The following is a 25441-nucleotide window of genomic DNA, read 5'->3' as shown; positions in this document are numbered from 1 at the left end:
CTGGTTTAATCATATTTTTCGCCGCTATTGTGTTATGCAATAGCGGCGATTTTTGTTTCTAAGATGATGAGACATTCGGTTGAATTTTAATACCTTTCGACTGCCAATTTATGTCTAACTAAACTGTAGTAATCATGAAAAAGATTTTTTTGATTTCGGCTCTCATCCTGCTGGTTGTCAATCTTTATGCCCAGTTTCCTCCGATGGCGGAGACCCAAAAGCAAATCGTAATTGAAACCGACAATACCTCTTTGGTCTTTTCTGTTGGGAAAAATCAGAAATTGTATCAGGTTTACCTGGGCGAAAAACTGATGAATCCGGAAGATTATAAAACGCTACCCAATCAGCACGAAGCCTATGTTCCGTCAGGAATGGATAATCTGTTTGAGCCGGCCATTAGAATGCTTCACAACGATGGAAATCCTTCGCTCGAATTATTGGTGGCTGACAATAAAGTAACCCGCGATGGAAATGTAATTACCACTTCCATTTTGTTAAAAGACTCGAAATACCCGGTTGAAGTTCGGCTCAATTTTGCTGCTTTCCAGAAAGAAAACATTATCAAAACCTGGACTGAGATCAAGCATCAGGAAAAAAATCCGGTGACTCTGACCAATTTTGCTTCGTCGATGCTGCATTGGGATGCCGATAAATACTGGTTGACACAATTCCATGGCGATTGGGCACAAGAAATGCGGATGGAAGAAAGTCAGCTTACCGCCGGAATTAAAACCATCGACAGTAAGTTGGGTACGCGTGCAGATATGTATGCAACGCCCGTATTTTTTCTGGCAAAAAATACTCAAGCCACCGAAAATTCTGGAGAAGTAATTGCCGGAACTTTGGGTTGGACCGGTAGTTTCCAGTTGTTGTTCGAAATCGATAACAGCAATTCGCTTCGGATGATTTCGGGCATGAATCCGTTTGCTTCGGAATATCACCTGAAACCCAATGAAAATTTTGTAACTCCTGAATTTATTTTTACTTACAGCGCTCAGGGTAAAGGTTTGGCGAGCCGCAATTTCCACAATTGGGCACGCAATTACGGTGTGTTGGATGGAAATGGCAATCGCTTGACTTTGCTAAACAACTGGGAAGCCACTTATTTCGATTTTGATGAGAAAAAACTGACCGACTTGTTTGGTGGTGCCAAAGAATTGGGTGTCGATCTTTTCCTGTTGGATGATGGCTGGTTTGGAAACAAATATCCACGTTCGAACGACCGTGCAGGGCTGGGTGATTGGCAGGAAACCAAAACCAAATTGCCTCACGGAATTGGTTATCTGGTTGAACAGGCCGAAGCTAAAGGTGTGAAATTCGGTATCTGGATTGAGCCTGAAATGGTTAACCCGAAAAGTGAATTGTATGAAAAACATCCCGACTGGGTTTTGAAACTGCCCAATCGCGACGAACATTATTACCGCAACCAGTTGGTCCTCGATCTGACAAATCCTGAAGTTCAGGAGTTCGTTTATAAATTGGTTGATGACATGCTGACCAAAAATCCCAAAATTGGCTTCATTAAATGGGATTGTAACCGCATGATGACCAATACTTATTCGGTTTACCAGAAGGAAAATCAGTCGCATGTGCAAATTGAATATGTGCGGAGTTTTTATAAGGTCATGGAACGTTTACGTGCGAAATATCCGAAACTGCCCATCATGCTTTGCTCGGGTGGGGGCGGACGCACCGATTATGGCGCATTAAAATACTTTACCGAATTCTGGCCAAGCGACAATACCGATGCCGCCGAACGTGTGTACATTCAATGGGGATATTCGTATTTCTTCCCAAGTATTACCTCGTGTAACCACATCACCACCATGGGCAAACAAACGCTGAAATACAAGACTGACGTGGCTATGATGGGCAAAATGGGTTACGATATCCGGGTGAATGAATTGACAGCCGATGAACTAAAATTTAGCCAGCAAGCGCTGCAAAATTATGCCCGGTTAAAAGACCTGATTTGGAAAGGAGATTTGTATCGTTTGGTTTCGCCTTACGAACAGGAGCGTGCTGTTTTGATGTATGTGAGCGGCGATCAGGCTAAATCTATCCTGTTTTCCTATTCCTTGCATCCGAGAGCATTCAATCAGTTTAGTGTAGTAAAATTGGCAGGTTTGGATCCGAAGAAAAATTACAAAATTGAGGAAATTAATAAAGTACCAGATTTCAGAAGTAGATTCAGAGCCGATGGCAAAGTCTTATCCGGTGATTACCTGATGAAAATTGGTTTGTCGCTACCAAACAATAACGAATTGACAAGTGCAGTGATTGAAATTACTGAAGTGAACTAATTTAGATTTTACTTCCTGAAAAATAAAGCCCGGATTCTGAAGAGGAGTCCGGGCTTTCTGGTTATTTTTCAACCTTAAAATCTTCAATTTCTATGTAAAAATCCATGGCTTTTTTTACTGTTTCACGACCCGAACCCGATAGTAAACTTTTAATCATTTTGTGATCGATATTTTCAAGAGTCATATGCTTATAAATCCAGATGGAGGAGTAGATTGATGCGGCAGTAAATACGACCTGAAACAAAATAAAAGGCCAGCCTGCATTCTCTGGAAACCAATTGCTGCTCAGGTAAAAGGTGGTGAAAAACGGAGTTTGCAAATACATAATGCGCGAATGTTTGATGATGGACGATTGCAAACCCGATAAACGCTGTTGGATTTGGGCAATGCTACCGTCGTAATTGATTTGGCTCAGCCAGACCAAATGTTTCGCGTAAGTGGCCACAGCAATCGTGTTTATCGCAAAAATAGCACCTACCGAAATGATAAAGTAGTTCCATGCCGGCGAATAATGAGTCACGGCGAAAGAGATCAGGCTACCCAAAAAGAGCAGGTAAAGTATTCCAAAGAATAGCAATGTAATTTTTAATCGTTTCAAGTGTGACAGAGCCGATTTGGCTTTGCCGCCTATGATTTCCTTCAGGAGGTGATTGTTGATAGCCAGCGACTGTTCGATTTTCTCGTTTTGTGCTTTCCACATTGTGATGATATCCATGTCTTCCATATCTATTGTTTTTCCAGAGTTGAAAATTTCTGTTTCAAAAGGACTTTTATCCGGCCAATTTTTGTGGCTACGTTGGTTTCTGAAATGCCAATGATTTCGGCAATTTCCCGATGGCTTTTCTCTTCAAGATACAAGAGCAAAAGGGCTTTGTCGAGGTCTTTTAGCTCCGAAATGAGTTGTTGAAGAAACCCAAGATTCGATTCGGATTCAGAGTTCTCGTGGTGATCGACATAACTAAAGACACCTTCGGATAGTGGGCTTGAAATTGTCTTTCGCCGGTTCTCTTTCCGGTAAAATGAAATGGCCACATTCAGGGCGATTCGGTAAATCCAGGTTGAATATTTGTATTGATCGTTGTAGCTGTCGAACGATTTCCACAATTGGGAAATTATTTCCTGAATCAGGTCTTTCCGGTCTTCGGTATCTTTACAATAACTGTTGGTTATCTTGTAAATGATTCCCTTATTGATTTCAACGACGGAAAGGAACCGATCTGTTTTTTCTGTTGTACTCATTCATTTTTCAATTACTGATTCAATCTGTATAAATTGCTGAACTGCTTTGATGCTTTATTATTCGCACCAGGCAACGAAAAATCACAATTCAGTCTGAAAATATTTCGAATTTGAAGTTTCAGATGAGGAATGATGTTTTTTGAATTGAATGATTGTGTTTTATAATCAGCTATTTAGATAAGAATGTAAGCACTGTCGCGTTAAATAAATCGGGATGTTGCTGGCAAACGCCGTGGTTTGAGTCAGGAAAAATACATAAAGAAGCTCCCGGAATAGACTGGTAAATTTTCAGAGTGTGTTCGGCTTTAATCATGTCGCGATCGCCGGCCATAACCAACACCGGACAACTAATTTTGCCTAAGTCGGCATACGAGATATTGGGCTGGTCAATCATCATTTGAGTTAAAGCAACATCTGTTTTGGAGGCTTTCCCCGGATTGGCCACGAAATTTTTCATGCCTTGAATATCAGCGTTTGTGACTGCCGTTGAGTCGGGAACCGTATTGGCGCCCGAAATCGCCAGCTTTTTTACTTTCTCCGGACATTTCATCGCCATGATGATTCCATCGATTCCTCCATCGCTCCAGCCTAAAACATTGGCCGATTTGATATGCAAATAATCCAGCAAAGTGCAGAAGTCGGAAGCCATCTGTTCATAGGAAATCGTATCGGGCGAACCCCCGGATTTTCCTTGCAGCCGGCTATCGATGGCAATAACCTGGTAATATTTCGCGAAGAACGGAATCTGATAGCGAAATGCGTCGATTGAACCTCCATTTCCGTGAAGCATGATCAAAGGCTCGCCACTCCCGTAGGTTTCGTAATACAATTGAATCCCGTTTATTTGAGCGTAATGACCGGCTGAGGCGTTCTTTCCGTAGGATATTGTATCAGTTTGTGCCGAAACATTCAGCATGCAAGTCAGCAATACGGTCAGAAAGCAAAGTATCTTTTTCATCAGTAAATAATTCGTTTTTTAATTGTCTGATGGAACTCACTTGTTGCCGGAAATTAGTTTGTGTTCGCAGCAACATGTTCGTTTCATTTCAATTTAAATAAGGGCTAAATAGACATTTGGATAGAGTTGAAACGCACTTCCCAAATGACGAATGACTCTTTTTATTGTTTGAACAAACGTGCAAATCCGGAATATGCAGATAAAGCCATCAAATCAAAATCAATTAATTTTTGCTGAACCAGGGGCAATTGATCAACAATTTCGCGGGCATGGGCTTTGTCTTGGGCTTCCAGTATTAATACAGCGCAATGCTCATCAGTGAAATACATTTCGCGAATTAGTCCTTCCTGTTGCAATTCCCATGCTTTGCGGGCTTCGGCTTCCAACCAAGGTTTGTAATCCAAATCCTGGACGCCCGACAGTTCTTTTTCGATGGCGAGAATCTTCATTCGTTTGCTTTTAGAGTTTTTTATTGCTGAAAGTTACTATTTGTCGAATTATTTCCGGCTTTTTCGTTCAGCAATTTCTTTCCGGAGTATTTCATTAATGTCGGTTTTTGCATTTTTTAAGACATAAATGGCCGTGCCTTTTTCGCGCGCAAATTCGTTTGTTATTTCACCAACGCGTTCAACTGTTTCGAACATAGGCTTTTCTTTATTGCGTTCCGGATCGTCGTCGCTGGCCTCCTGAACCAATATCACATTCCTGATTTCCTGATCGAGTCTCAACCAGTTGATGTAATCGGCATTCATTGAAACAGCGCTGATGTTTTTGATGGCCGAATAATAATTGATGGCTCCGGCCTGCCCGTAATTGTCGCAAAGCACGAGCGTGTGTTCTTTATCCGGAATGGAAGCCATTGCAAGGTCAACCTTTTGCGCGAGTTCCTTCCAGCCCTGCATGTCGGCAAAATCCTGGGGCAAATCGTGGTCTTTACCATCTTCCCAGCGTAACAGACCAAAGTCCTTGTACTTCTCAGGATGTTGCCTGATTTCCTGCGGTGTACGATTTGGAAATGCAATTTGCAACAGCGGAAAGAACATCAATATCGGAAGCGCAAGGATTACCGGTCGTACATATTTTATTCGTTTCCCAGATAGCAATTGCTCCAGATAGACAGCGCCAAATGCCAGAAAAATAGGGTAGAGGCCGATGGCATAATAACCTTTTGCTTTCAGGTAAACAAACAGGCTGATGATGAACAGGAACGACCAGCCAAAAATGCGATATTTCCGAAAAGGTTTGTAAATGAAGAAAGCCACAAAAGCAGCCAAAATTACAAACAACGATCCCATGAAAAACAACAATTGTTCTTTCACAAAATCGAATCGGTTGACATTAACCAGTTGAGTTCGGGCAAGTTCGTCGAGGTGTTTAAAAACCGGGAATCCGTTCATGTATTGCCAAATCAGATTGGGCATTATCAACAAAGCAGCAAGTATTATGGCGTAATAAAAATGTTTGTTCCTGAAAATTGTACGGTGTTCGGTGATTAGTATGGCGGGCAAAAGGCCGATTAAAAGAAAGACGATATTGTATTTGTTCAGGAAGCCAAAAGCAAAGGTAATGCCTGCGTACCAAAGCCATTTGCTGTTTTGGGAGTTGATAAATTTAAGGATAGTAAAGAAAAGTAATGTCCATGCCAGAATATCGGGCGAGTTGGGCTGATAAAGCATGTTGATGCGAATCAGTGCGGAGAATATAACCGAAATCGCGCCCAACAGAAGTGCAAACCAGCCGCCTTTCAGTTCTTCGATGGTTTTCCAAACAACCAGCAAAGTGATAGCGCCAAACAATGCCGGGAAAAATTTAACCCAAAACACGCCATTGCCTAGTTGCAGGATGATCCACGAAATCCAGGATGTAAATGGAGGTACCGAGGTATATCCCCAGGCCAAATGCTGTGCCTGATCCAAATGCAGAAATTCGTCGCGGTGCAGTTCGTACACCGGATCGATTAACGTATATTGTAGAATAAATTTGAGCAGGATTAGCCCAGAGAGGACGACGTGTTTGGTTTTCATGTGTTTTAGGATCAATCAGTTTTTCAATTTCTGAGTAGTAAATGTAATTAAAATCATCCGTAAGCGTGAAAATGGATCACTTCATATTGTTGAGTGAAAAGAAAAAATGTACTCCTTTTCAGATTCTTTTGTCCTTAAGCCGGACTGGCTCTTACATTTCCATTCGATGAAAAGTAAGCAAAAATCTTGTCAAAACGAACCCTCAGCCGGGCGTTTTGACGGCTCTCGCGCTCGCACCGATCAAAGTTTTGTGAAATTTGAAGAATTGTGATTTAAAAACTGATGCCCGGAATTCTTTACAACTCAGATTGGGTTTCAGCCCAGTATGGGCGAAATATTGTTAGCCCGGGGAAAACGACGAAGGAGTGATGCCCCGGGTATGAAGGAACGAAGGGAAACCGTCCGCGACTGATTGTTTTAAAGGCAGAAATCACATCTCGGACGGAATGGAATTCGCGTTCAAAATGGCTATCCCATCTGGGATTTGGAAAACACAGATGGATTTTTTAGTTAGTGAATTTTCTGTTTTATTTTGAATCCGTTTCCCAAAAGCATGTCATCTGATCCGTGAAAAACCAAATATCATTGTTTTTCGGTGAGTTCGTAAAAAGACGAAAAAGAGGATAGTCGGCAATCAATCGGCCAACTACCCTCTTTCTTCGGTGAGATTAAATCCTTGCTATTGAATTCCGGTACGAGTATCCCACCAGATTTTATATCCCCAGAACATATCTTTTTCAGTAACCGAAGTTGGGACATTGGGGTTAAGGTTTCGTTCCTCAATCGGGTACGAAAGGCGGAATGGAGTGCGGGTGTGTCCGGCATAGGCGGCGTTTACTGCTGGTGCAAGCTGAGGCACGTCAGTCCGGCGCATTTCGGCCCAGGCTTCCCAGCATTGACGGAACATGGCAATCCATTTCTGGGTATAGATCTGTTTTACATCGTCGGCCCAGGCAGTGCCAGGTGCAGCGATATAAGTTGCGTATTCTGCTGCTGGGATGGCGAATTCATCGAACGATGCTTTGATCCCGTTTTCGTAAGCCGTTTTTGCTGAAGTGGAAATAAATCCGCGTTTGGCAGCTTCAGCCCTGATGAATTCAACTTCGGAATAGCGTTGGAAGAAAACAGTTCCGGCATCGGTTTGCATAAAAGCTACACTCACTTTCGATTCGTTGGTTCCATTGGCATCGGCTCCAACTTCGAGGCCAACATATTTACCTGCGGCATTGATCTGGGCATAAAATGGCAAACGAGGATCGGCAAAATCCAACATGGTTGAAACAATTGGCTTGGCAATTTTAACATCAGGAACCGATTTGTAAGCACTTGCCCAAGGTTCGAGCCAGTCGCCACCAGGGAATTTCAGTATGGCATTGTCGGCATTACTTGTAAATACCGGATAAGTGGTTGCATCGTTCAGTATTTCAGCAATGTTCGTCGAAGCAGTTGTCGGGTCAACGTTCGAAATACGGATAGCCAGACGCAAACGCATCGAGTTACAGAATTTCTTCCATTTGGTAATGTTTCCGGAGTAGAGTAAGTCGCCAACACCAATTTTCTGGGTTGCCGAAGTATTAAACAGGCCGTTCGCTTCCTTCAGGCTTGAAATTAATTGGGTGTAAATTTCTTTTTCAGTATCGTATTTCGGGTAAGTTATCCCATCGGTTAACTTTCCTGATTCGGAATAAGGCACTGGTCCATATGCATCGACCAGCATTTGGAATGCGTAGGCCCGCATGACCATCGCTGCGGCTTTCAGGTTGTTGTTACCGTCGGCTTCGGCTTTTTTAATTACTGAATTCAGGTTGCCGATGGCTAACGTGTAGAGGTTTGTCCAGTGCGAGGTTGGCGCAACTTCGGCATAACGGTTAACCAGGTTGTAGGTTCCTTTGGCGGTGTAGCCAACAAATGCGCCCGGATAGAACAGTTCGGCAGAACCAAAACGCTGCGCGATACTCTGTATGGAATATCCAAAAACATTGGTAGCCGGTGCTACGGTCGGACTATTAGGACTGATGTTTGTTTCCTCAAAATCGTTGGTGCACGAATAGAACGCCAGAGTTACTATTCCGAGGAGTATGATAATTTTTTTCATGTGTATCTTTCTTTAGAATTAGAAACTAACGTTAACTTTTAACCCAATTGTTCTGGCAACAGGCAACTGGTAGGCTTCGAGGCCAACTCCGGATATAGATCCACCGCTCGAAACTTCAGGATCGATGTTCACGTCGTTCGATTTGTCTTTGTACAAAAGCGCCAGGTTGTTTCCAAATAAGCCGAGTGTCAGTCTGCTGATGCCTACTTTTTGGAGAGCAGCAGCATTGACGGTGTAATTCATGTTTACCTCGCGCAACTTGATGAAACTTCCGTCAACAACAGCCAACGATCCCCACGGACGTGTGGCTTTGAAATAAGAACGCGCTGAAATTCGGGTAGCATTGGCTTGTCCACTTACATCAACATTGTTTATTTTAACTCCTGAATTATAAACGCCGTCAACAATCATCCCGTTTTCGCGGATTCCACCTTCAACAGTGTTCTGCAAAATACCACCATATTGGCCAACAGCTTTGGTCATACTTACCACATCGCCACCTTGACGGCCATCGATCAATATGCTCATGCTTAGTTTCTTATACCTGAAGGTGTTTCTCAACCCGCCAACCCAATCGGGGTTCACATTTCCAAGATCGACCGATGAGGTTGTTGTAATTGGTAACCCATTGGCTCCAATTAAAGTCTGGCCTTTTTCGTTCTTCTGGTAATCCGTTCCGTATATAGTTCCCCATGCTTTTCCGGGGAAAGCCATCAGGTTCGAGTTGTAATACAATGTGTTAATCTGAAGTTGGTTGATGCCATCTTCAAGCTTTACTACTGTATTTTTGTTCTTCGACCAGGTCATGTCGATACTCCATTCAAAATCTTTGTATTTAACCGGAACAAGCGATAGCTGTACCTCAATACCTTTGTTTTCGATTTCGCCGGCATTCTTATACCAGGTTGAATAACCCGATGCAGCCGATACGCCAACTCCTAAAATTTGGTTGAATGTGCGCGAAGTGTAGTAGGCAACATCGAACCCGATACGGTTATTCAGCAATTTCATTTCCAAACCGGTTTCGAAACTTCTGGTTTTTTGTGGTTTCAGGTTGGCGGTTGGTAAGCTTAACGATTGGGTGTATAAAGTAACTCCATTAAAAGGAGTGCCTCCGGTGTTAAACGTTGGGTTTAATTGGTAAGGACTGGTGTCGCTACCAACAATGGCATATCCTGCCCTAAGTTTTCCAAAAGAAATTATGCTTGATTCGAAGTTAATCAGGTCTTTTAAGGCTTCGGTAAATACAAATCCAAGGTTTGCCGAAGGGTAGTTATACTGCCAGTTCGTTTTTGGAAGACTTGAACTCCAGTCGGTTCGGTAAGTCAGGTCGAGAAACAAATAGCTCTTGTACCCAAAGTTTGCTGATGCAAATACGCTGTTCGTTTTCTTTTTGTATTCAGTAAACGAAACGCTTGGTGTGCCTTCGATATTCGATGTCGAGAAGAAGTTCGGGATCACCAGGTTTGTTCCCGAAACAGTCGAATACTGATCGTACGACGAGCGGTAGTTGCTACCGACAGTTATAAACGAACTGATTGCCGGAGTGATGTTCCTTTTGATGGTCAGGATCAGGTCGGCATTGGTTTCGTTAAGCATTTGATATTGCTTCCAGAATGTACCGTTAACGGCCGATTTGGTTAGGTCGGTATCCCAGTCGCGCGAATATTGTGGAAATTTGTAGAATCGTTTTTCGGTATAATAGTCGGTTCCGATACGTCCCATCAGGTCGATCCCTTTTGCAATCGAATAAGTAGCGCTAACATTTCCCATGGTACGAAGCCTGTCGCGCGACATGGTGTTGTTGTAGGCAATCCAATATGGATTTTGATGCTGTGTTGGGTAATCCATCATCCAGTTAAATGCCATTGGGGTGCCATTGTAATCAACGATATCATTATAATGAGCTTTCAGGTAGCCCATGTCAACCTGACGTCCAAACCAACTGTTGAATTCGACCAATGGGTTACGCATGCTATTGCCTGTTTGTGGCAAATTGTTGTTACTTAAATCAATGTAATTCAGGCTGACATCGATCTTAAATTTATCGGTAACCTTAAATCCTGAATTTAAACCCAGATTTAATCTGGCCTGATCGGTATTGGGCATTGTTCCCTTTTGGCTGTTGTAACCAACCGAAAAGCGTGCAGTAACACGATCGTTATTCATGTTCAGATCGATGTTGTTATTTGTGGTAATACCAGTTTCGTAAAAGTTGCGCACGTTGTCGGGGTTCGAAACCCAAGGCAATTGCTTGCCCTGCATCTGGTCAACCAGCAATCCAACGTCAAGACGTGTACCCCAGCTCTCGTCGTAATCCATCCGGCGACCGGTACCATCGGTTGCCCATTTAAATTCGCGGGCATCGTGGAAAGCCTGATAAGTGGCATATTGCGAATAATTGGTTTTCCAGTTATACTCATCACCGTTATATCCTTGTCCGTACATATTTTGGTAATTAGGTAGTTCGCCAACGCGGTCGACTGACAACGAAGAAGAAACGTCAACCGAAAAGCCTTTTCTGGCGAGATTTCCTTTTTTGGTGGTGATTAAAATCACACCGTCGGCAGCGCGGCTACCATAAAGGGCGCTGGCACTTGGGCCTTTCAGAATACTGATGCTCTCGATGGTATTCGGGTCAATGTCCATGGCGCTGTTACCGAAGTCAGTTCTGATGGAGTTTCGAGCATCGCTGGTATTGTTCATGATTGGAATTCCGTCGACTACAAACAAAGGCTGGCTCATACCATCGAGCGATTTGTTACCCCTGATTTTGATTGTTGCAGAAGCTCCAACCTGACCCGATGAAGTAATGATTTGCGCTCCGGCAACTTTACCTGTTAATGCGGTTACGATGTTGCTGTTGTTCGATTCGCGAATTTCATCACCCTTCATGTCCTGAACGGCATAGCCCAAGGCTTTTTTGTCGCGTTTAATGCCCAGAGCGGTAACTACGACATCGCTCAGCATCTCGGTTGATTCTTCGAGAAGTACTTCGATATGAGTTTGATTACCAACTGGAACTTCCAGCGCATCCATACCAACAAACGAAATTTTCAAAGTGGCACTCTGGCTGACAGTTATGGTAAATTCGCCAGTTGCTCCTGTAGTTGTACCATTAGCAGTTCCCTTTTCGAGCACGCTGGCTCCGGGAATCACGTCATTGCTCGCTTTGTCACGCACAACACCAGTGACTGTTTGCCGCTGAGCTGCTGCACTCAGCGAAACAAAGAGCATGATTAAAAAAAGGTAAAGGTTTTTCTTCATAGTGATGATTTTTGGGATATGATATAATATTGAATTATCGTGAATCGGATTAAACGTGTTTGTAAAATGAAACGAGCCAGGAGAAATAACCTCACGCATAGGGGAATGTTTGTAATGGTGAGTTTCCTGTCTGCCGCCAGGCAGGCATCTGGCAATTAAAAATCAAATTATAATCAATTGAAAGATAATGTGAAATTTATTACAATAGTTAATTTTTGTGGAAAAGATACGATTGACCCCCTAAAAATTAACGAATATATAAGATGTCGTATAAGTTTTTTGTATGACAGTGTTGTTTCTGAGGTGGTGGTAAAGTAAATCTATTGATTTTGCCAGCAAACAGTAATCGCTTGAGAAGTTTTGCTTAAAAGAAGTTTAATTTATGTGAGTATCCGAAAGTGTGCCTAAATGAATAAGCTTTGTGGGGCTTTGCCCCAAACCCCAATTCCTTTTTTGTCTTGACACAAAAAAGGAATCAAAAAAGGTCAAGGCTACGTCCACTTCGCACGAAAAACATGCGTTCGATGGCTAAAATCTTTTAAACTCCCCCGAATTCTCGGGGTCAAACAGAAAAGATTTTTTAACGCCATCTTCACTTGTTTTTCGGCTCACTGGACGAGGCCGGTCGTCTACCAGACTCTTTAGGTTAAGTAAAAGTTATTCATTTTATTTATCCTTCATTTCCCGGATGGTCGGGTTTAATCCGGATTAGTTGCTTTTATTGGTGGGTATTTTTTACCAAAGCGATAAAGGCATTTGCGAACTTCTTCAAATTATCGGTTGTTTTGGAGTCGATGATTTGCCCTTGGTTATTAATTTTCCCTTTCACGCCTTGAATGAGTAACGTTGTTTCGTCGGTAAACTGCGCCATTGCAGTTTTCATTATCAATTGTAATTCTTCGTGCCCTTTCAGTCCGCTTGCTGAAGCAGTAATAAGTCCGCTGGGTTTATCCGAAAAAACGGTTGTCGAAATACACCATTCGATGGCATTTTTCAATCCACTCGGAATGCTAAAAACATATTCAGGCGTGCAGATTAAAATTCCGTCGGCTTTATCTATTTTATCTCTAAGTTCTATGATCGATTTGGGTGGATTGCCTATAGAAAGTTCCGGGTCAAAATGAGGAAGAGTTTTTAATTCGTCATAAATCGTGAAAACAAGCTCGTTTTTTGTCAGGGAAATCAAATTGTCAACAAGTTTCTGGTTTGCCGAATTTTGACTTGCACTTCCTATTATTGCTAATATTTTCTTCTTTTCTGTCATTTAGTTTAGCTTCCTTATTTTGCTGGCAACCGAGCCACGTTCCATCACCCGGATGATAAACAGGATAATTGTGGCAATCGTTCCAGGATTGGTAACGATGCTTGCTTTGGCAGCTACTTTTTTGTCCCTGATTTCAATCAGTGAAAGGATTTGATCGACGGGAGAAGCTGAAAGTTGATTGGCAAATTTCCACGCGCCATTGCGAGCCAGCTTCATACTAAAATCAACCATAAAATCGTCGACTTTGCCTGCCAGTTTTAAAATGAGCTTCAAGGTTGGCCAAACTTTAGATAAACCTTCTTCAACATTTTGAACCAGTGATGACAAAATCTCATTGATCTGGTTGAAATCATTTTCCAGATCGGCTATGTTTTTGCCTTTCGAAATCTCATTAGCTGCAACGCCCAGATCGAGGTTAATGTGGGCATTCATTCCCAGTAGCAGATGTTGTAAAACGATAGGCCGGTAATGGCTCGAAAAGTTGAACGCCTTTTGCCACGAAAGTGTAATGGGTTCGCCTTTTTTGAATGAAAAATAAGCATCGATGTACCTTTTTGCAAACATCACGTCCAATTGCTCCATGCGCACGCCGTCTTCAAAAGAACCCGAAGCAATTCCTTCTTTTACTTTGATGGTCACTTTCTGATATAAGGCAGCAAAATAGCCTGATGTATCGTTGTCTTTTTCTGATTCTGAAATGATGATTTCCAAAGTCGCAATAACTTCGTCGATTGTCGTAATTTGTTCCGGAAGCATGTTGGTTTATCTATTCGTTCATAAACTTAAGTAACGGACAGATAAACCGTTCGAAGGCTTCGATGTGCGGCAGATGGCCTACATTATCCAGTTCAATCAGTTTTGAGTTGGGTATTTTCTGCTGTGTCTTTTTTCCGAGTTCGTTGTAAAGTCCCATTGTTTTTTGAACTTCGGGACTGGCAAGCGCTTTCCCGAGGGCTGTCCGGTCGCGTGTGCCAATGATGAGCAGGGTAGGGCATTTCAGCAATGAAAATTCCTGAACGACGGGTTGGGTAAAAATCATATCGTAAGTAAGCGCGGCATTCCAGGCAATCAGCGGGTAATCCTTGTTGAGTGTCCATCCGGCCAGCAGATTCACCCATTGTTCGTATTCCGGTTTCCAGTGGTTGTCGTAATAAAAAACAAGCTGATACTGTTTGATCTTTTCGTAGTTCTGGGCCAGTTCATTTTTGTACCAAAAGTCAACTGGTTTATAAGGCGTCAACTGCTTGTAATCTTCCAGGCCAATGGGGTTTTCGAGGATGAGTTTTTCGGTGATTTCGGGAAACATCAGGGCAAATCGCGTAGCCAACATGCCGCCCATCGAATGCCCAAGCACTGCGGTTTTATCGATGTGCAGACTGTCGAGCAATGTTTTGGTGTTGAGCGCCAACTGCTGAAAACTATATTGGAAATGTTGTGGTTTCGACGATTTCCCGAAGCCAATCTGATCGGGCACAATCACCCTGAATCCATTTCTCACTAATTCGCTGATTGTGGTTTGCCAATAGGCTCCATTGAAGTTTTTACCATGCAGTAAAACAATACTTTTCTGATTTGGCTTTTCAGGCTGAATATCCATGTAAGCCATTTTCAGATCCTGATTCTGATTATGTAAATTCAGGAAATGTTCATCAAACGGGTATTTTACTGTGCTTAGATTGATGTCCAGATTTTGGAGTTTGCTGTTTTGTGCCTGCCCCAGCAGTGTTCCAACCAGCAGAATAAGTAATAGTTTCGTTTTCATGCGTTTTACTTTATGGTTCAGAAACGCACGACTAGCTGAAAGGTTGAAACGATTCAGGAATACTTTAGAGGTAAAGATGTAAATCTTTGTGGTTTCGAATTACATTCTGGTATTCAGATTCCTGATATTGAGACAGGTAATCATACAGTACAGTTTCTATTCCCAGCGCTTTGGCATGGAGAATCTCTGAGTTGAGATCATCGCCAACAACCAGCACATCATCGATACTGAGGTTGTAGTCGGCCAGTATTTTCTCAAAGAGGTCGCGTTTGGTTAAGTTCGACTGGTCGGGATCGATCACAAATATTGCTTCAAAGTCGTTTGCAATGCCGAGCTGACGAATTTTGCTGTGCTGCATTTTAGTGTAGCCGGTGGTTACCAGAAACCTTCGGCATGGAAGTGTCAACAGCGTTTGGTAGCCTTCAAAAGGCTGCATTTTTTCGTCGTAGGTTAGATTCGCCAGCAGCTTAAAACAATTAGCTTTCAGGCTTTCGCTAAACGAGAATTCGTCGGCAATATACTGAAATGGCCTTCTCATGATTTCGAACCTGATTTGCCCGAAGTCGCCTGTGTATTCGCCGCTTTCGAGAATAAGCGAAAACAACGATTTGAAAAGCCGGTCTCCAATGGAACTTACCGGATAAATGGTATTGTCTAAATCTAATATGATTGCTTTCTTTCTCATCTCGAATGTCTGATTATTTTAAACCCAATAGTCTTTAATTGGTAACGGTCTTTTATTCAGTATATTTCAAAGTCAGATTCATTAAATCTTCAATGTTTTTTGTCTTTGCTGTACACCGAAGAATTAACAGTCTGATTCATCTCATCAAAATATTTTCCTGTGGTTTTATCCAAATCTGCTGGAGTCGCTAAATACGTGTAGGTTTTGTCATTTCTTCCGGCGAAATTGAAAATTTACCCTTTATTGAATACTTAAATTAGTTGTAGGCTTTTCATAAATCTTTATTTCACTGTCGTCTACATGGTAACCATTTGCAATGTGTTTCCATCCCTTGTTTTCGTAAAAGGTATTGAGATGTGTTGACAAATAAAGCTTTTCAAATCCTTTTTGTATGCTTCTGTAAGTCCGTGTTGAAGCAGTTGTTCCGCAATACCTTTGTTTCGTTGTTCTTCGTTCACAAATAAACAGGCAAACCATGGCATTAAGTCTTGCCGACTAATTATGTCGTTAGTTAGCAATGCATAAGAACCTACAATTTCGTTTTCCAGCAATGCAAGATAGAATTTAGGCAAAGAATTCTTGTCGTTCAACGAGTTTTCGATACAGTTTTTGTAAAATTTATAGTTCGAATCGTTACCCCAACAATTCCAAAAGTATGTTATCCCATCGAGTAGAAGGTTCATTCGATGGGATAATTCAATTATTTCAATTTTCATCTGTTTAAAATTTGTTTTTGTTTGCCATATGCCCGACTGACAAGCCTTTGGGTGGGCAGGGAACTCGCCTGAATAGTCATTCTGTTGAGTGAGAAATAATTCCTCATAACAGGTATCTTGCCCGATAGTATGCTAAATTCATTGAGTGTTAAGCTTCCAATGGTATTCCAGACTTGCAACTTTTCAGTCCTGGAAGCACTGAAACCTGACTTATGGGTGTTTGGCTGTTAGCGGTTCGTTGTTTTTGTATTATCGTCATTAGCGTATTCCAAGATATCGCCCGGCTGACAGTCTAATGCATTACAAATAGACTCCAGGGTGCTAAACCTGATTGCTTTTGCTTTTCCTGTTTTTAAAATCGAAAGATTAGACAAAGTTAATTCAACTTTTTCGGATAGCTCATTCAATGACATCTTTCGCTTTGCCATCATTACATCTAAGTTTACTACAATTGGCATAGCTTATACAGTTAAATCGTTTTCGTTTTGAATATCTACTCCTTTTTTAAAAATAGTCGCAATAATATAGATTACAGCTCCCATTAAAATAAATGCTTGACTGTCTGCCCAAAATTGGTTCAAGTTGTCGGTAACAAAACCGTAATGCGTTAAATTTTTGGCTAACTCTCTGGCAATGTAACTTAACAGTCCAATTGAAAGGGTATAATAACTAATTTGTGAAAATTGTTTGGCAACAAAAGTGCTGAACGGTTTTAATAAATCCATTTTGTGCATTAGTCTGATAACGATGTAGAATAAACAAGCTTTTAAAATTGAAACGATTAGAATAAAGCTATAAATGCCGAAAAAAGCTAATCTACTGGCTTTATACATTTCAGTTAAGTCCAACTTTTGGTAAAGATTTTGGACAAATTCAGGCTTATACAGACTGAAAAAGAAATTTACGACTAAACCTCCGGCTTCAATGCTCAAGCCAACAAAAATGACCCAAGCCACAATATATAAGCTCCAAAATACGAAGTTGTTTGTTTTTGACATGGTGTTTAAAGTTAAAGTTATGACGCAAAAATAATAAATAATTATTGAATAACAATAAATATGCATTCATATTCAAAAATTATTTATCGTATTAAGGATGGAGCAAAAAAATATTTTCAACGATTTTATATTGTCATAAAAACCAATATTCCTATAAACTTGGGTGATTTTAAGTGTCCAACATGTTTTTAAGTCCAATACGAATTCTAGTGGTTTTCTTTCTCCTGTCATTTAAAATTGCTTCCTCTATTCTAAGAATTTCTTCGTTTGATGAAGTTTTTCTTAGAATCACTTTCTTCCGATATAACCCAAGCAAAAAGGGAACTACCCTTTCGGATAATTCCCTTCTATAGAATTTTTAATGGCAACTCAGCATGTTAAACTTGCTGAGTCGGGTATTAAAGTTCGCGGATCTTAATGTTTCGGAACCAAACAGGGTAGCCGTGATCCTGAAGACCGATATAGCCGTCTTTCGAAATTCCTTCAGTCCAGCCCGGAAAGTCTTTAAATTTACTTTTGGCAACCATGGCATCCCATTCCGGAGTCCACAAGGTATATGAAACTACTTTAACGCCGTTTTGCGTGTGTGTAACCTGGCCGTCTTTCACCTTGATTACGATGGTGTTCCACTCGCCAGCCGGATGAACTGTTTTTGCATCGGCAGGAAGTATGTCGTACAACGAGCCTGCCAGGTGGCTGTCGATTTTGTTGTCGGTAGCATCCACATTATCGAGTACCTGAATTTCAGGAGCCGCATAATAAATAGGCTTGCCCGGAACTTCGCGCACATTGTAAAAAATTCCTGAATTGGCCATTTTGCTGGCTTTCCAGTCGATCGAAAGTTCGAAGTTTTTAAATTTTTTAACCGAATAAAGCACATCGCCATCAGCGCCTTGTCCGGGTTTTTTACCAACGCCGGTAAATACTTTCATGGCATCTTCTTCAAGCACCCAGTTCGCAGGCATTGCGGTTCCGTTACATTGCCGCCATCCATCGAAATTTTTACCGTTAAACAATAGCTTCCAGCCTTCTTTTTGTTCTTTTTTCGAAAGACTGTTCACTGTTTGTGATAATCCGGGAAGTGCTATCAAAAGCGCAATGGCTAATGATAAAGTCATAAAAATGTTTCTCTTCATGATTTGAATTTTTGAATGACCCACAAGTGAGCCAAGTTGATTTAGTGTTTAGAATTATATGGCAAAAATAAGGATTTGCAATGGCAATCCTAGTAAATCGCTTCAATTGCTTGTTAAGAAAAGTGAAATTAGTTAAGCAGAACTCCTTATTTAAAAATAGCAAAGGAGAAGTAGATTTAACTACCTCTCCTTTGTTGAAATTATTTGTCAGAATCGATATCCAATAATTTAGTCGATACGATAGGTGTTTTGTATCATTACTTCAGGATTAATGTCAATCTGTTTTTGTGGAATTGGGCAAATCAACTGAGTCTCGTTTATTTTAAAACCTTTGGATTTCATTACCTCTACAGCGCGACCTGTGCGGATTAAGTCGAACCAGCGCTGACCTTCGAATGCGAGCTCAACTCTACGTTCCTGAAATACTTTATCGCGAAACACGACCTTGTCTGCTGTGCTGATATCAACAGGTGATGTTTCTGTTGACTGATAACCAAATCCCCTGCGCCGGACTTTATTTAGCATGGTGCATGCTTCAGCAGTTTTACCGTTTTCATTTAAAGCTTCGGCATACATTAACAATACATCGGCATAGCGAATTACAGGGTAATCAATGTTTGCATCACCGCTCTGATAAGGCACATCCCTGTATTTTTTTACGTGTCTGATGGATATGGTTTTTCCTGTTTTATTATCGATGTACGATGAAGCCATAGAATAGTCTTTTCGTAAATCACCTGCTTCATAGGCATTATTCATGTCTTCAGTAGGGATGTTATTTCCACCAGTACTTCCAACGGCAACTACTGATGTTCCTGAATTTTCAGGCGCGAAATTATTGGCGAAACCGCTTCCTTCACCAAAACCACCTTTCTTAAATTGCACATCAAATATTGATTCTTTATTGTTATGGTTCGTTGGATCGAATACCTTTTCGTAACCTGTAATGTTGAGGCTTCCGGCGGTGTTTTCCAACAATGAATATTTCCCGGATGATACAACTTCAGCCAGTTTTGTTTCTCCTTTTGCATAATCTTTCATTGTCATGTAAACCGTTCCAAGAAGAGCTTTTACGGTACCGCTGGTGGCGCGGCCTACATCATTTCCGGTATAAGAAGCGGGCAATGTTTCGGCGTCAGTCAGGTCTTTAATAATCTGGGCGTATGTTTCGTCTTGAGTGCTTCGGGCAATTGTATATGCATCTGTGATTTGAACGGTTGATGTCACCAAAGGAACTCCGCCAAATATTCTTACCAGATTGAAGTACATTAACCCACGAAGAAACTTTACTTCTTTCGTTAGTTGATCTTTTCGGCTGGCATCCATCGTCACACCGTCGATTTTAGAGAGAACCATGTTGCATTTGTTAATGCCTTTGTAGCTCTCATTCCAGAAATTTGCCGTAAATGGGTTGGTCGTACGTATGTAAAACTTGTCAAATTCGTCCTGATCAGTAACCGATCCGGAAAGATTATTGGTTGTATTATCTGAAGGTATTTCAGAAAGTACATACCAGTTCTGATACATATTGTTAGATTGGAGTGTTGAATATGCTCCATTAACAGCAAACTCTATTTGCTCAGCAGTTTTGTAATAGGATTCGACGCTGAGTTGAGATTGAGGAGCTAATTCAAGAAATTCATTTTTACATCCGGAAAGAAATATTCCGGTTGCGAAGGTCAGTATAAAAAATATTGAGTTGTATGTTTTCATTTTATGTGTTTTTTATATCGGTTATTAGAAAGTCAGGTTAAATCCAACACTTACAATTCTTGCTGTTGGATAACCACCGTAATCGCTTCCCGGAGCCAATACATTGTCGCCTGTAAAACTAACTTCAGGATTATACCCGCTATATTTTGTGAAAGTATAGAGATTTTGTCCCGACAGATAAATTCTGGCAGCTTGCATTTTTATCCGTTTTGCGAAATTTTCGGGAAGGTTATAACCTAAGGTTATGTTCGATATTTTCAGGAATGAACCATCTTCAACCCATCGTGACGATACAGCATTATTTAATCCGGTTGTTAACGAGTTTGCACGGGGAATTATTCCGTTTCCGGGATCAGCCTCTGATCTCCACCTGTTAAGCACTGTAGTTAATTGCTGTTGGTTGCCTTCCATGTTTTCATAGAATCGTTTGGCCAGATGTAAAATTTCCGCGCCTTGCGATCCGTAAACCATAATCGCCAGATCAAAATTCTTACAGGTGAAGGTGTTGTTGAATCCGTAAGTAAAATCAGGATTGTTATTGCCAATTATCGTACGGTCGTTGGCATCAATCACTCCATTGCCAGAAACATCGAGGTATTTAACATCGCCCATTTTTGATGTTCCCTCTTTGGGATTATTTGCCAGGTCGTCCGCATTCATGTAAACTCCAATTTGCTTGTATCCATAAAAATTACCGATTGGTTCGCCAATCATGGTAATGTGTGTGTCACCAACACCACCGTTGCTGCGGATTGGGTCGCCCTGTGGCCCCAACGCCAAAACTTTATTTTTATTAAATGAGATATTGAAATTAGAATTCCATTTAAATTTAGCTCCTGAAATAACTCTTGCGTTAACACTGAACTCTAACCCAGTATTCCTCATTTCCCCAATGTTTTGCCATGCTGTAGTATAACCGGTAATTGCTGGTACATCAACCTGAAGGAGCAAATCGGTAGTGAGTCGGTTATAATAATCGGCAGTAAAGAAAATCTTGTCGCTCAGAATGTTAAATTCAAGCCCAAAGTCAAATTGTTTCGTTTTTTCCCAACTTAAATTATCATTTTGAATGGTCGATTGAGAAGATCCACTTACAACAGTGCCGACTCCACTACCAAATACATAGTTATCGGTAGAGACTAATCCAATGGAAGCATAGTTTCCTCCCGACATTGAATTGTTCCCGGTTAACCCGTAGCTTGAGCGTACTTTCAGGTTTTTGATCCACCTGATGTTTTTCATAAATTCTTCTTCAGAAGCACGCCATGCAATTGAAGCAGAAGGGAAGTAACCATATTTTTTGTTCTTGCCAAAACGGGAAGAGCCGTCAGAACGAATAGACGCGGTTAAATAATATTTATCCATATAGCGATAGTTTACCCTACCCAAATAAGATACCATCGACCATTCGCTTCTGTCGGATGTTCCTGTTTTTACTTTCGCAACTCCGATGGTTTGAATGATGTCATCAGGGAAGTCCGACCCCGATGCTTCATTCGAATCCCAAATGTTTTTCTGCACAGTAAAGCCAGCTACTGCATCAAGCGCATGTTTGCTGCCAAACTTGGTGCTGTAGTTTAATGTGTTTTCATTCAGCCAGTTGAAATTTTGGTTGGTGCTGGCAATTCCGCTTCTGTATGTCGATGGCAGAGGAGCAACTACACCATTGGCAGGAACGGTTGATGGTCTGAAATTGGATCTGCGTACATTTACAATGTCGCCACCAATTGTAGTTTTAAATTTCAACCCTTTGTAAAGGTCGATTTCTGCATACATATTTGCCAGAACGCGTGCCGTTGTGTAGTAATTCTTGATGGTTGAGTTGGCAACAGCATTAGTGACACCTGTTAATCCGTCGCTTTGAACTGCATAAGCAGCCTGTGACCCATAAGTTCCATCAGAGTTATATACAGGAACTAAAGGAGATGTAGCTAATGCCGCAAGAACGACACCATCGCTGGCCCAATGTCCTTCATTAAGCCTGTTTTCCTGGCTGTAATAGGAGGTGAGGTTAATTCCAATCTTCAGAAAATCAGTTAGTTTTGAATCAACTTTTGCTCTAGCATTATACCGTTCATAGTCGGTATTAATCACAATTCCATCTTGGCTGTAATATCCGCCAGAGAACATGTATTGAGTTTTTGCATCGCCTCCAGAAAGAGAAAGCTGATAGTTCTGAACCGGTGCACTTCTGAATATTTCATCTTGCCAATCAGTATCGGGTAGCCCTGAAGGATTGGTGTCAAAAACTTCAGGATATTTATAACGGTTTGCACTTGGCCTTACGCTTAATGGGTCGCTAGCTTTTGCACCGGCAACTTTGCTGATATAGTTCGTATTAAAAGCCTCTTTCGAGTATTCAATAAATTGATCGCGGTTAAGCACGTCCATTTTCTTACTCACTTGCTGAATACCGGCGTACGTATCAAGGTTGATATTTAGTTTCCCTGATTTTCCGGATTTTGTAGTGATAAGTACCACTCCGTTAGCCCCTCTTGAACCGTAAATTGCGGCAGCTGATGCGTCTTTCAATATCTCAATAGATTCAATGTCATTTGGGTTTACTGCATTTAAATTTTGGTCGCCGAGCGGATACCCATCGACTACATATAGTGGTGAGCTTGATGCCGAAATAGAGCCTGCACCACGAACCCGGATTACTGTTCCACCTCCGGGAGTTGCTGACGATTGCTTAACATCAACTCCTGCAATTTGTCCTTGCAAGGCTTGACTTGGATGTGATATTGGAAGATCTTTAATTGTTTTTGTGCCAATTGAAGAAACAGCACCTGTCAAGTCTTTTTTTCGAACGGTTCCATAGCCAATGGCAACAACTTCATCAATTCCAACTGTCTCATCTTCCAATACTACAGATAGCGAAGTCTTATTCCCAATTGAAATTTCCTGCATTTTCATTCCCACAAATGAGAACTGCAAGGTCGCGTTTCCAGAAAGATTGCTTAATGTGAAATTTCCATCGGAATCGGTAATCGTTCCGGTGGTTGTGCCTTTTACGACCACCGAGACGCCGGGAAGAGGTGCACCAGTCGAATCAGTTACTTTACCAGTGACTGATTTTTGCTGTACCGATGTACGGTTCAAACCTGATTGATTTTCAGAGTTAGTTAAAACAATCTGGCGGTCGCTAATGGTGTATTTAATGTTTGTTCCAACAAATAGGGTATTTAATACCTCTTCAATTTTTTCTTCTTTTACATCCAGATCAACCACTTTTTTTGTGTTGACAATGTCTTGATTGTAAAGGAAATAGAATTCACTTTTGTTCTCAATCTCATCCAGAACACGTTCCAGGCTAGCTTTATTGAATTTTAGTGACAATCGGGTTTGTTGAGAGTAGCTGTCGATTGCTAAAACCTGAATGATACTTAGGAAAAATAGAAATACACTTAATTTCATAATGGTCAGGCATTTTTTGAGGGTATAGCTGTCCCATACCCATGGTTCTCGAATTTTTTTCATAGTTTTACATTTGTAGTGTTAATTAAAATTTAACGGTTTTATTCGCTGCATCTTTGTCAGGAAAGTACTCGCAATACTTTCCTGATTTTTTTTGCTTATTGTTTAGTTCGTTTTTATCCCAAATTAGCTATGTTTTTTGCGTATGGTTATCGTTCTTTTCTTGAAAACACCATCGTTATCAATCTCCCTGTTGGTGAACGAATACTCGATTGGTACAGTGAGTGATATAAGTCGGATCACTTCTTCTACCTGTTCTTCCTGAAAGGTTGCCCTGTATTTTAAATTCTCCAAGTCCGGATCGTTCAGCAAAATATCAACATTGTACCATCGGCTGACCCGCTTTAATACTTCTGACAAAGGTTCGTTTCTGAAAACCAAAAGTCCATCTTTCCATGCGCTAAACTGACTGGCTTTAACTTCCTGAATTGATCCTGATTGTGAGTTTTTGTCGTACGTGAACTTTTCGTCGGGCTTCATGGCAACCTTGTATAAATCTTTAAAACCATTCACGTTTACTTTGCCTTCCTGTAAAACGACTTCAGTCACATTTTCTTCAGGATATGCAGTTACATTAAATTTGGTACCCAAAACCTGAACATCGAGTACCTTGGTGTGCACAACAAATGGCTTACTTGTATTGTGTGTCACTTCAAACCAGGCTTCACCAACCAGATCGATATTTCGTTTGGTCAGAAAAGTATTGGTGTATTTTAATTTCGATCCACTGTTAAGCCAACCTTGAGTTCCATCGGGAAGCTGAAATTTTGTGCGGGCTCCGTGCGGTGAAACAATTTCGATAGAGGCGGCCATTTCGGTTGCCTGGGTATTAAAGAATGCGGAATAGATGGAATAAAGCAGGAGCGGAAGAAGCAGGATTGCAGCTGCCCGGGTGTAAACACGTTGTATTCTTATCCGGAAATTTACTACCGTTTTTTGTTCGATAATTTTTTGTTTGAGTTGGTCAAGAACTGAATTGAGATCTTTCTTGTTTTCTGAAGTTTCTTCGGAAAACTCATCCCAATGTTGTTGGATAGCGTTTTTTAATTCAGTTTCATTGTTTGGTTCCTCAAACCAGTTGGTTACCTGCTTGAAATCGTTTAAAGAGTATTTCCCTAAGGCAAATTTTTTCAGAATTTTATAATCGATTTTTTCATTCATATCAGTCGGTCGCACACATTGATTGGTATTGTGTAACCGTTATATCCTGAAATGAGAAAAACCCCCATCCGGAAATGAATCTTTTTACTCCAAAAAGATGTAAAAAAACAACATTTCCGAAATGCGGTCTTTGTCGAATTCTTTCTTTAGGTAATTCATCGCTTCAGTGATTTGATTTTCAACTGTTTTTGGAGAGATGCTCATGTTGCTGGCAATGTCTCTCACCGATTTTCCTTCTTTTTTACGATATAGAAAAATCTCTTTTCTTCGGGCAGGCATTTGATCAATCAGCAAGTCTAATTTCGATAAAAGAGTCTCATAATCAGGATGATTCTCTATCGATGAGTTGTCGATCGAAAGAAAATCGAACAAATCGACCCGAAACTGATTCTGTCGGGCTTTTTTGTTGAAGTTTTTACGGATCGAATTAAATGCGATGGTAAACAGGTAGGATTGAAACGATGTTCCTGTTTTCAGGCCCGCGCGGTTTTCCCATATTTTAAGGAAAACCTCCTGGACTACATCCTCCGATTCTGATTCAGATTTCAGGTATGAAAACGAAAAGTGATATAATTTCTGACTGTATTGCTCAAACAAACCTTCAAAAGCAACAATGGAGCCTTTTTGTAATAAGGCTATCATC

Annotated in this window: 20 protein-coding genes; 1 reads left to right on the top strand and 19 read right to left on the bottom strand. The window is 41.1% G+C overall.

What is annotated here, in order from left to right:
* The first annotated feature begins 134 nt into the window (after positions 1-134).
* Positions 135-2303 (top strand): alpha-galactosidase, encoded by a 2169-nt coding sequence (locus tag AQPE_RS03930; RefSeq protein WP_318349745.1) that lies wholly within the window; start codon positions 135-137, stop codon positions 2301-2303.
* A gap of 61 nt (positions 2304-2364) precedes the next feature.
* Here the strand turns inward: AQPE_RS03930 and AQPE_RS03925 are convergent, their stop codons facing one another.
* The 19 genes from AQPE_RS03925 to AQPE_RS03835 all read right to left on the bottom strand — a co-directional run bounded on the left by AQPE_RS03925 (position 2365) and on the right by AQPE_RS03835 (position 25440).
* Positions 2365-3018, bottom strand: coding sequence for a hypothetical protein (locus tag AQPE_RS03925; protein WP_318349744.1), 654 nt, complete (start codon positions 3016-3018; stop codon positions 2365-2367).
* Between the two features lie 11 nt (positions 3019-3029).
* Entirely contained in the window at positions 3030-3542 is a 513-nt protein-coding gene (locus tag AQPE_RS03920; protein WP_318349743.1) for an RNA polymerase sigma factor, read from the bottom strand.
* 169 nt (positions 3543-3711) lie between these two features.
* The gene (locus AQPE_RS03915) at positions 3712-4500 is read right to left on the bottom strand and encodes an alpha/beta fold hydrolase (RefSeq protein WP_318349742.1); all 789 of its coding nucleotides are present in this window, start codon (positions 4498-4500) and stop codon (positions 3712-3714) included.
* 161 nt (positions 4501-4661) lie between these two features.
* Positions 4662-4949: a hypothetical protein gene (locus AQPE_RS03910; RefSeq protein ID WP_318349741.1), complete on the bottom strand. Its 288-nt coding sequence runs from the start codon at positions 4947-4949 to the stop codon at positions 4662-4664.
* Positions 4950-4997: 48 nt separating this feature from the next.
* Positions 4998-6524 carry a glycosyltransferase family 39 protein gene (locus tag AQPE_RS03905; RefSeq protein ID WP_318349740.1) on the bottom strand — a complete coding sequence of 509 codons (1527 nt, stop codon included), beginning with the start codon at positions 6522-6524 and terminating at the stop codon, positions 4998-5000.
* Between the two features lie 679 nt (positions 6525-7203).
* Complete coding sequence (locus tag AQPE_RS03900) at positions 7204-8619, bottom strand: SusD/RagB family nutrient-binding outer membrane lipoprotein (RefSeq protein WP_318349739.1); 1416 nt, start codon at positions 8617-8619, stop codon at positions 7204-7206.
* A gap of 18 nt (positions 8620-8637) precedes the next feature.
* A complete protein-coding gene (locus tag AQPE_RS03895) occupies positions 8638-11886 on the bottom strand; it encodes a SusC/RagA family TonB-linked outer membrane protein (RefSeq protein ID WP_318349738.1) in 3249 nt (1082 codons plus the stop codon).
* 718 nt (positions 11887-12604) lie between these two features.
* Positions 12605-13150, bottom strand: coding sequence for an NADPH-dependent FMN reductase (locus tag AQPE_RS03890; protein ID WP_318349737.1), 546 nt, complete (start codon positions 13148-13150; stop codon positions 12605-12607).
* Entirely contained in the window at positions 13151-13906 is a 756-nt protein-coding gene (locus AQPE_RS03885; protein ID WP_318349736.1) for a DUF5995 family protein, read from the bottom strand.
* A gap of 10 nt (positions 13907-13916) precedes the next feature.
* Complete coding sequence (locus AQPE_RS03880; RefSeq protein ID WP_318349735.1) at positions 13917-14912, bottom strand: alpha/beta fold hydrolase; 996 nt, start codon at positions 14910-14912, stop codon at positions 13917-13919.
* Positions 14913-14976: 64 nt separating this feature from the next.
* On the bottom strand, positions 14977-15597 hold the full coding sequence (locus AQPE_RS03875) for an HAD family hydrolase (RefSeq protein WP_318349734.1): 621 nt from the start codon (positions 15595-15597) through the stop codon (positions 14977-14979).
* A gap of 296 nt (positions 15598-15893) precedes the next feature.
* Positions 15894-16313 (bottom strand): GNAT family N-acetyltransferase, encoded by a 420-nt coding sequence (locus tag AQPE_RS03870; protein WP_318349733.1) that lies wholly within the window; start codon positions 16311-16313, stop codon positions 15894-15896.
* A gap of 227 nt (positions 16314-16540) precedes the next feature.
* Positions 16541-16771: a helix-turn-helix domain-containing protein gene (locus AQPE_RS03865; RefSeq protein ID WP_318349732.1), complete on the bottom strand. Its 231-nt coding sequence runs from the start codon at positions 16769-16771 to the stop codon at positions 16541-16543.
* Between the two features lie 3 nt (positions 16772-16774).
* The gene (locus tag AQPE_RS03860; protein ID WP_318349731.1) at positions 16775-17311 is read right to left on the bottom strand and encodes a DUF2975 domain-containing protein; all 537 of its coding nucleotides are present in this window, start codon (positions 17309-17311) and stop codon (positions 16775-16777) included.
* A 398-nt stretch (positions 17312-17709) separates the two neighbouring features.
* A complete protein-coding gene (locus AQPE_RS03855; protein WP_318349730.1) occupies positions 17710-18447 on the bottom strand; it encodes a 3-keto-disaccharide hydrolase in 738 nt (245 codons plus the stop codon).
* Between the two features lie 228 nt (positions 18448-18675).
* The gene (locus tag AQPE_RS03850; protein ID WP_318349729.1) at positions 18676-20160 is read right to left on the bottom strand and encodes a RagB/SusD family nutrient uptake outer membrane protein; all 1485 of its coding nucleotides are present in this window, start codon (positions 20158-20160) and stop codon (positions 18676-18678) included.
* A 24-nt stretch (positions 20161-20184) separates the two neighbouring features.
* Complete coding sequence (locus AQPE_RS03845; RefSeq protein ID WP_318349728.1) at positions 20185-23640, bottom strand: TonB-dependent receptor; 3456 nt, start codon at positions 23638-23640, stop codon at positions 20185-20187.
* Positions 23641-23763: 123 nt separating this feature from the next.
* The gene (locus AQPE_RS03840) at positions 23764-24798 is read right to left on the bottom strand and encodes a FecR family protein (RefSeq protein WP_318349727.1); all 1035 of its coding nucleotides are present in this window, start codon (positions 24796-24798) and stop codon (positions 23764-23766) included.
* 84 nt (positions 24799-24882) lie between these two features.
* Positions 24883-25440 (bottom strand): RNA polymerase sigma factor, encoded by a 558-nt coding sequence (locus tag AQPE_RS03835; protein ID WP_318349726.1) that lies wholly within the window; start codon positions 25438-25440, stop codon positions 24883-24885.
* Position 25441 lies beyond the last annotated feature (1 nt).

This window comes from Aquipluma nitroreducens (genome assembly GCF_009689585.1).
In the GTDB taxonomy this organism is placed as follows: Bacteria; Bacteroidota; Bacteroidia; order Bacteroidales; family Prolixibacteraceae; genus Aquipluma; species Aquipluma nitroreducens.
This window is presented reverse-complemented; position numbering and strand designations above follow the sequence as displayed.